At 46.8% G+C, this 12,150-nt stretch carries 4 protein-coding genes; all 4 read right to left on the bottom strand.

Translation table 11 applies throughout. The features are described from left to right. Nucleotides 1-148: 148 nt before the first annotated feature. The 4 genes from H6570_02935 to H6570_02920 all read right to left on the bottom strand — a co-directional run bounded on the left by H6570_02935 (nucleotide 149) and on the right by H6570_02920 (nucleotide 12,067). Nucleotides 149-2,464, bottom strand: coding sequence for a T9SS type A sorting domain-containing protein (locus tag H6570_02935; GenBank protein MCB9318212.1), 2,316 nt, complete (start codon nucleotides 2,462-2,464; stop codon nucleotides 149-151). A 608-nt stretch (nucleotides 2,465-3,072) separates the two neighbouring features. After that, on the bottom strand, nucleotides 3,073-8,010 hold the full coding sequence (locus tag H6570_02930) for a T9SS type A sorting domain-containing protein (GenBank protein MCB9318211.1): 4,938 nt from the start codon (nucleotides 8,008-8,010) through the stop codon (nucleotides 3,073-3,075). 483 nt (nucleotides 8,011-8,493) lie between these two features. After that, a complete protein-coding gene (locus tag H6570_02925) occupies nucleotides 8,494-9,444 on the bottom strand; it encodes a PorP/SprF family type IX secretion system membrane protein (GenBank protein MCB9318210.1) in 951 nt (316 codons plus the stop codon). A gap of 40 nt (nucleotides 9,445-9,484) precedes the next feature. After that, nucleotides 9,485-12,067: a gliding motility-associated C-terminal domain-containing protein gene (locus H6570_02920; protein MCB9318209.1), complete on the bottom strand. Its 2,583-nt coding sequence runs from the start codon at nucleotides 12,065-12,067 to the stop codon at nucleotides 9,485-9,487. Nucleotides 12,068-12,150: the final 83 nt, after the last annotated feature.

The raw sequence follows: 12,150 nt of genomic DNA, 5'->3' as shown, positions 1-12,150 counted from the left end.
ACCCAGGCTCTGGTATTTTACACCATAACTTATTTATATTATGTATTATTATAATTTGTAAATAGTTGGCAGTAAGTGTATAAATACAAAAAGCCCTTTCAAAAAGTACTTTGAAAGGGCTTCAAATGGATAGTGGACTTTACGTAGCCTACTCTACTTTTAACACTTTACCTGTTGCAGAACCGGTGCTGGTCAGCACACGGTAGTAATAAATACCTTCTGACTGCAGGGTTTGTGCCGGCAGCGCCACCTGATTGATGCCTGGTGCCAGCTGCTGCTGCGTCTGGTACAGGGTCTTTCCGGTGACATCGTGTAATATAATAGTCGCTTGGTCCACTTGAGGTGATTCGATTTCCAGGATGGCCTCTTGATGGAATGGATTAGGATATACGGTTGCTTTTAATGCTTTTACCTGTGGAGCCAGACGATTCATAATGTCAAGGATTAATTGACGGTCAACTTCTTCCCGTGCTTCCAATCCCCCGACAGATCCGTCAACATCGCCAATTTTGATTCCGATGAAATCCATATGTTCCATATGGTCTGCCAGTGTTGACACTGTCATATACTCATGGAAATTGTCCTGGAATGGATCGGAAGGATGTGCAAATTGATAATGTGCATCAATAAAGCGCCAGGAGTGCATTCCTGCCGGCATCGATTCATCCTTGCTCAGGATCATGGATCCGAGAGCGAATACATCCTCGAACGTCACTTTATGGTCTCCGTTGACATCCGCCGCAATGATTTTGTACGGGGAGTCAAGGGTGGCATTACCCATCACATACTGATAAAGGAGTATGTAATCCTTGGTATTGACCCCATCCATCGGATGAGCTTCTTTCGTCGGTATTACGGAATACGACCGGTCAGGACGCAACAGCAGCGACTGGTAGTTACCATTGGCTGCCGTGACGGTTGAGACCGTATCACTATTGGCAAAGGATACGATCGCATTGACAACCGGCTGACCTGCTTCGGTCTTGATGGAGCCAGAGATGCTGTAGAGCCCTTCGGTGGAATCGCGTGGACACATGCCCATGTTATCCTGAAGGATAAGCTGGACTGTGCAGAAGTCTTTGTTCCCAAATTCATCTTCCACCCACATCTTTACGTGATTGGTATCCAGATCCGAACATTCCAATACCGGTGGATCCATGGTAAACTTCAATTTGTTCTTCGGGGTATAGTTGTCATAACTACCGAGGTCAAATTTTTTCGGATCCAGTTTGGTGTAGACTCCGTCTTCATGCCAGGCAATGACTGTAACCAGGCTGGCAACACAATAAGGTGTCGGAGCGATCTGGTCCTCTACAGTGATCTTCACTTTACACTCGGCGGTATTGTGGCAGCCATCTTTAGCCCAGAACGATACCCAATGGACGCCGATCGGATAATAACCGCTGGCATCTGCACCATTGTGGTCAGCATATTTGGAATTGTTCGATACATACAGCTTATCGGAACAACTATTGGCCGAGCTGGCATCTACGGGATCGAGCTCCACGTAAGCCTGGTTGTCATGGCCGGACACGGAAACCGTAATGTCATCCGGGCATACCAGGTCAGGAGCTTCTCCCCCACCATGGACTTTGATCACCTGAACATGTTCCCAAAGTCCTTTATGACCATAATGATCATACGGATCATAGCTGCACCAGTCGATCACTTTCCAGGTACGCAGGATCTTATAGCAGAAGTCAGCGTCCCCGTAAGGATAAAAGACTTCATCGGAATAGCTAATACCCAGACTGCTGCAATTGTGTTCGTCCGACGCCAGTTTTGGATAATCGTATCCTTTTGGCAAATTGTCCGGACTGAGATCACCTTCACAATAATCGGTGAGGTAGTCCTTGGGCCACCAGGTCACCGGTCCGTAATAACTGTCATAACTGCTTTTCTGTTTGACCCAGATGTACTGGTGGCATTCCTGCCATTGTCCGCAGTCATCCACAATTTTCCAGGTGACCAGGATCTTGCCGACTCCGCAGCTGTTCAGATGCTCGTCAACCCAGGGGCCATAAATTTCATAATGGCCATAGGAATGAACGTACGGCTTCTCGTATTTTAAATAATGCAGGTCTTCACACCAGATGGTCTTGTCCTTAGGACACTCCACGGTGATGGATCCATAATGGTGTTTCGCTTTGACGGTTATGGTCTGATAACAATAATGCCAGTCTCCATAATGATCCTTGATCTTCCAGGTTACCTTGATGTAACCTTCTCCACAGTTGATGTGTTTCTCTTCCCAAGGTCCCCAGATATCATAATGATAGTACGAGTTCACTACGGGTTTTTCGTAGTGGTAATTCGGCATATCCTCATCCCAGATCCAGGTATCTTTCGGACACCAGATCTCGAAGGCAAAGGACGATGCGGCAAAAGTCATCAGCAGAGCGAAGGTGCTCATGATTCTTACCAGCCATGCAGAATTAAGTTTCAAATGTTGAAATCTTTCCATACATAACGGTTTAGGGTGCGGTTAATCTAAATTTTCCTAGGAAAATCGGTTCTATCGGGAGGATTCGAATGGAAAGATAGAAAATATTCTGATCGGGTAATTTTTCAAATTCATATTTAACGTATTATCATTATTGATATAAGTTAAAACGGTAATCCATGATTGGCTACCCCTGGCGGACACCATGGGTGTGGCGGCAAGTCCGTAAATGAGTTATTAAGTGGATCCTTTGAACAGCCCAAAACACACCGGATCAATCCCGGTAATTTGTGGATATGCCCCAGTAACTTCCGAAACTTTTGCTATCTCCCATGCCTCTCGTTCCTTCCCCGTGCCAATTTTCGCAGGCTGGAGCCTTGGGACAACACGGTGTTAAGTCCCGATGATATCTATATTACTCCAGCTGATTTTACCCCGCTTCCTCTTTTCCCTCTTCAACCTCTTCAATCTCTACAACCTATTTTCCCTTTTCCCTTTTCCCTTTTCCCCTTTTCCTTTTCCTTTTCCCCTTTTCCTTTTTCCCTATAAAGAGAAAAGCCCCCCTCCAAACTTTCTTGGAGAGAGGCCATCCCAAAAACCGATTTTAAATCATCGGCTACTGGTCTTCCTTAGTCAACCAGTACCATTTTTCGTGTAGCTGTGTAGTCTTGTGACTCCAATTTGTAGTACAATACTCCACTAGCTGGTAAATCTTTTCTGCTTACCTGGATCTGGTGGTAACCTTTGGTATACTCGTTGGAGTAAACCTTGATTACTTTACCGGTTACATCCAGGATGGTCAATGTAGCTTCACCTGAACTTGGCAGAACAAATCCGATATTCGTCGTTGTAGCGAATGGGTTCGGATTGTTTTGCAGCAGTTGGAAGTCAGCGGCATTTATGATCCGCTTGCCATCCACGAATGCTACATCTACATTCATCGGCTCATCACCGGCGCGATAAGCTTCAGCCCGGGTGATGGCAGAGGTAAATTGTACGGCTTTGCTGACCTGAACATTCTCGTTAGCCCGTACACGGATGCTGAACAGGACGTCTTTATCCGAGTAGGTTACCGGTTTGGTCGCATTCCAGGAAGTGGTGATTACCCCTTTCTCTGGCTGGATCATTCCGAAGTTGTCAGCATTCAGGGACAGTACACCAGATTCAAACCCTAAGAAGGTCATACCCTTCAGGTTCATGGTAAACTGATATCCCTCAATTCCGGAGAAGTCCGTAGCACGAACAGCCAATACTTTCTCTTCACCTGCCTGCAGCGAGGTCTCATCGATCTGGAAGGTCAGGTTTTCATTGCTCCGTACTTCCACACCCTGCAGGCTGTGTGCCTGGCGGCTATGGTTTACGTCTCCTACTTTGATCGCAACAAAATCTGCCAGATTCACGCCTTCTTTCAGGTCCGTCATGGTCTTCGTTTCATCGAAATCCCATGGGCTCTGAATGTTGGCAAACTGATGATCTTTGCTTATGAAGCGCCAGCTGGTGTTATTCGGAAAGGTTTCGTATACACCCAGGATCAGTTTACGCAGCTCTACCAGGTCTACAGCAGATACGCTGTTTGACTTATTGATGTCAGCGGCGATCACTTTATAAGGTGTATCGAATTTCTCAATACCCAGGATGTGCTTCTGAATAGCAACCAGGTCAAGGGTACTTACTCCATTCACTGCATCGTCGTTACGAATAGGCTGAACGGTATAGCTGTTACCCATGTTGATGCTGCCAAAGCTGTATTTACCATCAACACCAGTTTTGAACATGGACATCGGATTGTTGGAGGTCATCAATTTGACTTCCACAAATTCTACGTTCTCCTTGTCTTCCGTCAGGATGTTACCCGTAATGCTGGTTACGGATACATCCGGGCAAGCTCCGGTATTCTGGATCAACAGGTAGGTGGTACAGAAGTCCTGGTTACCAGCCTCGTCCGTTACCCATACTTTAACCTCACGCTGTCCGATGCTATCGCAGGTGAACACGCGGCTCTGATCATCAACATCTTCCGAGAAAGAGAAGATCAGGCGGTTCGGATCTGTCGTACAGTTATCGTAGCTACCTGCATCCAGGTCCTTAGCCCATACGGTCACAGAACCGGAGGTTGGCATAATCACTGTAGCGATACCATGATAACAATAAGGTGTCGGCTTCTTGCAGTCTCTAACCGTTACTTTGATCAAAGCGGTATCTTCGTTTCCACAATTGTCAGAAGCGATCAGGTATACTTTGTGGTTACCGGCAGGAAGTTCTTTATTCAGAACATTACCTGTACCACGCAGATACTGAGCAGGATTACCGGCTCCTTTAAGATCTACATAGTAACGGTATCCGATCTTGTCACCAGGTGTACAAGCATCTACGGCTTCTCCCAAAGGATAAACGATGCTTGCAGGAGCGCAATCCGGATCATTGATACATGCATTCAGGTCTTCGGCCGGCGTGATCGTCGGAGGCGTATGATCAAATACCTTGATGATCTGAGTATACTTAACGATACCATCTCCATCATCTTTCAGGTGACGTACGACACAGTCACGGTCTGAACTTGCCACACAGGTATCGGTAACGATAACGTCAGGATTCAATACGTGACGGTCTGCATTGTACACACACCAGTCGATCACGGTCCAGGTACGCAGGATCTTGTAGCAAGCTTCTTCTACCGTCTCGAAGAGCTGGTCTTCAGAAGCAACGCCGATCAGTTCGCAATCATCGTCCGTAATAACCGGGTATCCGGCACCAGCAGCAGATGCTTTGATGGCTTCTTCCAGGCTACCGTTGACGGTGTTGCAATCGATCTTCACGTCAGCCGGGAATTTGACTTCAAAGTCTGAACGCGGCTTAACATACAGATGCTGAGAAGCAGTGGTCACGTTATCACACCAGTCGGTGGCAGTCCAGGTCTTAACGACATAGCCATAACCACATTCATTCAAATGATTATCTACGGATTCTTCAATATCCTTGATGCGGCAATTGTCGTAGATATCATCGTAAATATCGGTGAATTCATCCTCCGGATTGAACTTGTGATCGGCATCACGATCGTAGTAATCCAACCACAGCCATACGCGGCAGTAGATGGGTTTCCAAACCTGGTCAAGCTGACAGGGTTTCTGATCGTAGCTGTGGTAATTCTCAAAGTAAGTACCACCATAATATCCGAAATCATGACCATCCCATGGCACTTTTACGCAAAGGCTACCGGCCGGAAGGTTGACAACATCTTTTTTAGTATCGTCAAGGAAACAGGAGCTATAGCCCAGGTCGTCCTCTTCTGCACAAATATCATGTGCATACTGTGCACCGTGCCAGATGAATTCATCCACACCATTCAGTTTAGCATCACCCCAGTAAGGCACACCATCACAATACACGGTCAGGTTTTCCAGATCCGGGATCACCGGAGGTACTTTGTCGTCTTTCAAAACTTCGATCATACAATCCGCATACAAGCCTTTGCTGTAGTAAGGAGTGGTGATGTTCAAAGTCTTGGTGACTTTAGCTTCTGTCTGGTAGGGAACCAGTACTCTTGAATACCAGTCAGCCTGAGCGGACTCGTTGCGCGGATGCCAGTAGCACATTTGCCATGCTTCCGGACCATGATTACCATCCAGACCAAAGAAATGTTCGAAGAAGATCGAGCTCGTGTTGGTCATGTTTTCGTATGGCGTTCCATATCCGTATTTGGACAACGGCGTATTCAGGTCAGAAGGATCACAGAAAGTATGAGTACCTGTTGTGATCTCCCAGGTTACCGGGAAGTCCCACGTAATTGGCACTTCAGCTTCCGGACCAGAGGTAGAGCCTTCATAACATGTCAGTCCAGGACGAGGATCTCCATAATGCTTGTATTCATCCAGTTTCCACATGTACCATGCCATGAACCAGGGCGATTTGTTCCACCAGTACCACTCATGCTCACCACCATAGAAGAGGTGATCATCGTAGAGAGGTACATCACAAGCTTCATAAACACGCAATACGAGGTTTTCAGAGCCGCAATGGGTCAAATCGATGTAGTCATCGAAAACAAAGATGTTGATCCACTCTTCAATGAAGGCATCGATATAGGCTTTATAATCCTGATAGCCATAGTGGTCAAAACAACCTTCAAAGTAATTTTCCCAGTAATTTCTCCAATAATCAATGGAGTCCATGCTGGCTACTGCAAAATGCAGACGCTCGCAACAGTTGTCGTGTGAACCGTCATCCAGGTCTTTGGCATAAACACGTGCCCAGCAGGAATCGGGATCCAGTGTCACCTGCGTGATCTCATCACACACCGGTGTCGGAGGTGAATTATCATATACATATACATTCTGCGTATAGACGCTGTAGTTCAGACATCCGTCCGTCAGGGTATAGGTGACCGTAAACCAACCGGCAGGAAGGTAGATGATCGCCGTTTTACCAGGAGCGATGGTTCCGCTGATGAATTCGCTCGCCTGATGACTGCTGCTAGGTACATCCACGGCATAACGAACTTCTACATCGTCAAATGCATCCCAACATTCTTTGGTGATTTTCGGGCGCTTCAATTCGACGTGAGCCTTGCAATCGTGCACTTTGGTAGCTGCAGTGATATCCAGAGGACGATCTGCAACAGGTGCCATGGTGTCAACGATTTTAATCCACTGGGTCAAAATCGTATCGCGCTGCGCACACCAGTCGATCACTTTCCATTCACGGCGGATCTTGTAGGAATGCCCACAAGTTTCAATCACGTGATCTTTGTAATCCGAATAGATCTGGCAATAGCCGGTGTTAGGCCACAGATAGGTGGTATCGCCGCCTTCAGCCAGGTAGATTGGGTCAACCAAACCGATACTTTCTCCCAGGTCATTGATCACTGGAATCGGAATGTACTTGCCATCTACATATTCGGCATACATGGAGTTTTTCAGACTGTCATTGCAGCAGTCGATGATGCGCAAACCAGGAACATATATTGAATCCAGATTTTCACGCTGGATGTACAATATCTGGTTACAGGTAAAGGAGTTACCCCATACGTCCAAAGCACGGATGGTACGTTCGATACGACCCAGTGTATCCGGATTCGCACAGTCGTAGTCAAACCATTGCTGGTGTAGGATTTCGGTCCGGGCTGGATAATCACAGTTATCCATCGGATCACTCAAGATGGCTGGAAAGTCCTGCGCGACAAAACAGCTCACCAGGGTATCAACACAATTGAACGTAGGAGGAAACTTATCCTCTACTTTCAATCGTCCCCAGGTTCTGTTGCCTGTAGCGGAGTCGATCACTTGCCAGGTAAGAACATACCCTATCAATCGCTTATCAACGCGATTTGGCCCCAGATCGGTAGCCAATTCCTGATAAGGGTACTCAATGATCAACCCCAGACTATCACACAAGGTGGTGTCGAGGTTGACCAGCACATCTGCCGGAGTTACCGTCCGTTCACATCGTGAATCCATATTGATGGTAACCAGGTCAGCTGCGTTGAGCAAACATTCCTGAGCATTTCCTATTTGAGAGAAACCCAGAAATGCCAGAATGTAAAGCCATGTAAATGTCAGCTTTTTCATAAGACATCGGTTTTGGTTATCAGAATTCATACAGTTTGTTTTGTGTTTTGAATCAAATTGGTTCCTGGATACACGGGACACGGTTGCGCAGGCCGCTTCCCTGAACGATCCAATTACCTCCTTTCCTGACACCGTCCGCATCCATCTGTTTGGGGCAGATTTCCGCCTGAACGATATCATTCCAGGACTTACCTAATAAATCCAAATCCTATGCCAAATTTTCTTAATACGTGAAGAATAGCAGATAGTTGTTTTACATTAAGTATTGAAAATCTACAACTTACAATTGCAGGTTATCTTTATATTTCAATAAACATAATATGATAGGCTTCTTTCAGTCTGCATTGGTATTCCAATAATTGAACCAAAAGCCATCCAGCAAGCCTGTTTGTTATGCAACGAAGCCCACACGGGCATTCATCACATAAAAAAAGCCGAACAACGTCTCCATTGCCCGGCTTTCTTATTAGCTAAGATGTTTCTTTACTGATTAGGGTCCACGTCCTCCAGTTTCACCCGACGTGGTTTCTGGTCAATTTTGAGCCCTACCGTGATCTCATGGGAACCATTGTTGTATTGCTGGAAATCGATCAGTCCAACATCATACGAATAGGATAAACGCAGATTATTGATGCGTGTACCGATCAGGAATCCCACTTTGCTGGTGGTACCGATGGAATAAACCAATCCTCCGATGAGCTGGTCTTCCAGGAATGCCAGTTTTAAGTTAAGGTCGGTCTGGAACGGAGCATCACGCAACCGGCGTACCAATAAGGAAGGTTCAACCTTGAAGTTGTAATTCTCCACCATGAACCGGTAGCCCAGTTGCAACGCGAAATATTTCAGTGCCGTACTTTCAGACTGGGTTGGAACATTGGCCTGATCGATCCGTAGTCGGATCAGGTTAGGAACGGTCAATCCCACAAATAACTTTTCCTGATATTCGGTATAAAAGCCCAGTGCCGCATCAAAATACTGCAGCCCATCCACAGCTTCTTCAAAAATGGGATCGCCCGGGTCATAAAATGGATCCAGAATCGCTTTATTGCTCAGCCGGGTTTGCAAAAACTCCGTGGTCAATCCAAAGCTCAGATCAAAATCACCGGCTTTAAAACCATAGGCGTATGCCAGCTGTGCCCGATAATTCTGGAGAGAACCGATCTGCTGTGATACCAGCATGGCTCCCAGGCCTACCCTATCCAACACCTTCCCGTCATAGCTAAACGTCACATCTCTCGGAGGGTTTCCATTTTCAAACCCTGCCCATGAACTGCGGTAATTGAACAGCAGGTTGTGGTCACCGCTAAAACCGGTATACGCAGGGTTGATCAGGACAGGGTACAGTTGATACTGAGCGTAGCGGGACCGGTCCTGCGACCAGGATTTCACTGCCACAAGCATCAGGATCAATATCAAGTAGATCATTTTTTTCATAGAATTCTATTTTGCAATTCGGGAGTTGTGTGTTTTCAGGTCAATTCAGTTTGCGTAATATGGTTACCGACCCGGTATAGATCCGGGTATCATTGGGGTCAAGGCGAACGTCCAATACCCACATGTAGACTCCATCACTCAATGGAGTCCCTCCATTGTCGGTACCCTCCCAGGTATTATCGTAATTATCTTGTTCATAGACCAACTGTCCATGACTGGTAAATATCCGCAACTTGGTTGGCGTATCCTCCACGCATTCGATGATAAGGTTGTCATTGAGACCGTCTGCATTGGGGGTGATTACCTTACGCCCATCATAGCATTCAATGTCGTTGTTATCCCGAACGTTGGCCGTGGCGATTTTAGAACAACCGTTCGCATCGGTAACGACCACGGTATAGCGGCCTTTGACAAGATTGGAAATGGTCTGGGTTGTCTGGCCAGACGGTGACCAGTTATAGGTGTAAGGCGGAGTACCACCCTGGGCAATGACGGTAGCTGAACCCTGGGATCCGCCATTGGCCGGTTCTGTATTTGTTTTCACGGATAATGAGGTTGGTTCGGTTAGTTCACCACTGGCGGAGGCAGTTGCTCCGGTTGCATCCGTAATGGTTACGGTATAGGTTCCGGCTCCAATCCCGGAAATGGTTGCGGCGGTTGCGCCATTATTCCATTTATAGGTATAGGGAGATGCCCCATTGCTGACCGTAGCGGTGGCCGATCCGTTGGTTGAGCCGAAGCATGCCGGTGACTGGGTCAAAATATTCACCCGTAACATAGCCGTCTGTACCGGTATGGTTTCCACCGAAGAGCACTGATTGGCATCGGTGATCGTCACCGTATAATTATTTGGTTCCAGGTTCGAAATATCTTTCGTAGTAGCACCATTGCTCCAGGCATAGGTATAAGGGGTAGCCCCTCCAGAAACGGTCAGGCTTACCGCACCGTCATTCTGGTTGGCTACATCGGTAACCTGGGAAGTTACAGTGATGGCGGAGGGCTCTGTCACTGAATACGGTCCACCGGTCGTGGTATTTGATGCACCATCCGTCACCGTGACTGAGTACGAACCTGCAGCCAGTCCGTTGATGTCTTCGGTGGTAGCCCCGTTGCTCCACTTGTAGGTGTAAGTACCACCTCCCCCACTGACGGTAATATCAATGCTACCATTATTATCTCCGTTGCACTTGATGCTATTCACTGTGGCATTAGCCACTTTAATACCCAGGGATACGGCGAAAGTGGCCGTTGATGTACAGCTGTTCGCATCCGTAACCGTCACGCTGTAGGATCCTTCAGGGATATTGACCAGATCTTTCCCAGTACTGTTATTGCTCCAGAGGTATTCATAGGGTGCACTGCCTCCGGTAACTGTCAGCTCTATTCTGCCATCCGAAGAAGAGGATGTCTGAGGATCAACAATATTAGGTGTTAACTGCATCCCATTATCATTCAGTGCCACCGGGCTGTCCAGACTTACTTTCTGGCCTTGACCGTTTGTCACAGTTACCTGATAATTACCTGGTGCCAGATTTGTCAGGTCCTCAGTCGTCGCGCCATTACTCCAGGCATAGGTTGTATTGGCATCCTTACCAAACACGGTAATGTTGATGGAGCCATTGGTTTGGCCGGGACAAGGATTCAGCACCGCAGCTGCAACTACGGAGAACTGGCATGAACCAATGGTCACACTTCCATTGTCGGCATTGAGTGGAATGTCGCCGGCACTGTTTGTTGCCGCTATCTCGGCAGGATCGCCGGTTATACTTACAGGAACCGTTGTCTCACAATCACCGGTGGCTTTGAAACACAGTTCATAGATCACCGTATTATCAGCAACATTATCTCCGGCTACCGGGTCATTGGATATCCATAGAAATCGGATTTTTCCCAGATTCGTCTCGGTTAAACCGAAAGTCAGGTTAAAATTGGTGGTAAGTGCAAAGTTCTTGATATCAACGAATTCCAATTGTTGCGGATTCCAGTTGATGCTGTGTTGCACGCTGGTCAGGTTTTTCCATCCGGTTACGGTAACCGGAATACAAATTTCTTCACCCATCGAGGTGCTTGCTTCACCAATATTGATGGTGAATCCATCGCCACCCGTCGACTGACCGATATTAACCCGTCCGCTGGTAAGATTCGGGGTGATGATACCATTCAGATCGGAAATTTCAATAGCCCGCGGTGAGTTTGAAAACTCAACCAGGCTGAACTTTCCATTCTGACCTATGGCTGTGAAACAAATCTCATACAGTACACTATTGTCATTCAACGTCGTACCATTGGCAAAATCGGTGGTATTCCAGGAGAATGTCAGGATACCTTCACTAATACGGTTGGTTGCAAAGTTGAGGTCACCTCCGGATGCCTGAGGCAGGTTGAAATTCCGGATTTCCTTGAATTGAAGAACTGCCGGGTCCCATTTGTGCGACCATTGTGCAGTGACAATATTCTTAAAACCCTGTGCTGTAATCTTCACACAAACTTCTTGATTGGGGCTGGTTGTCTCAACCGAGCCTGCTAGATTCAGGGCAAACAGATCGGGATTTTCTGCAATTATGCCCGTTGACAAGAACAGGGAAAAAACAGCAATGAATAGGGTGGTCAATGATAACTTCATATGCTTCTTATTATAAGAAAGAACTACTTGTTAAAATTCCTGCAAAGATACAAAGGGTAATTCATATTATTTACCCACTGTTT

The sequence above is a fragment of the Lewinellaceae bacterium genome (assembly GCA_020636135.1).
Taxonomy (GTDB): domain Bacteria; phylum Bacteroidota; class Bacteroidia; order Chitinophagales; family Saprospiraceae; genus JAGQXC01.
The sequence above is the reverse complement of the archived record's forward strand: the minus strand, read 5'-3'. Positions and strand labels throughout refer to the sequence as shown.

Bases quoted from the DNA above. Each gene is read 5' to 3' on its own strand.
- H6570_02935 (MCB9318212.1), bottom strand. From the start codon at position 2,464: ATGGAAAGATTTCAACATTTGAAACTTAATTCTGCATGGCTGGTAAGA.
- H6570_02925 (MCB9318210.1), bottom strand. From the start codon at position 9,444: ATGAAAAAAATGATCTACTTGATATTGATCCTGATGCTTGTGGCAGTG.
- H6570_02920 (MCB9318209.1), bottom strand. From the start codon at position 12,067: ATGAAGTTATCATTGACCACCCTATTCATTGCTGTTTTTTCCCTGTTC.
- H6570_02930 (MCB9318211.1), bottom strand. From the start codon at position 8,010: ATGAAAAAGCTGACATTTACATGGCTTTACATTCTGGCATTTCTGGGT.